The sequence below is a fragment of the Roseibium sp. AWQ4_290 genome, from assembly GCF_056160985.1.
Genome location: NZ_JBSWYG010000136.1, coordinates 1 through 212 on the forward strand (window position 1 = coordinate 1; position 212 = coordinate 212).

Below are 212 nucleotides of genomic sequence, written 5' to 3' on the forward strand. Positions count from 1 at the left end.
GTTACATGGGTCTGATGTGACGGTCGCTGGGCCGATTGGCCCAGTTACAACATCGTATGAAGACCTGAACGGCGACGGTGTTGTTGATGCTGTTCTGTCGGCTGAGGACGGTTCGATCTGGACACGTCTTGGCGATGGTCAGGGCGGGTTCGGTGAGGCTCAGGCGCAGGGCCGCGACTTTGCGACGAATGTGCTTGAGAAGGTTGGTGGCA

1 protein-coding gene is annotated in these 212 nt (G+C 58.5%); it reads left to right on the forward strand.

The genetic code is table 11. From position 1 onward, the window contains the following. Positions 1-16 precede the first annotated feature (16 nt). Positions 17-212: hypothetical protein (locus tag ACXAH0_RS25435; protein WP_475196141.1), on the forward strand; the 196-nt coding region annotated here is incomplete at its 3' end.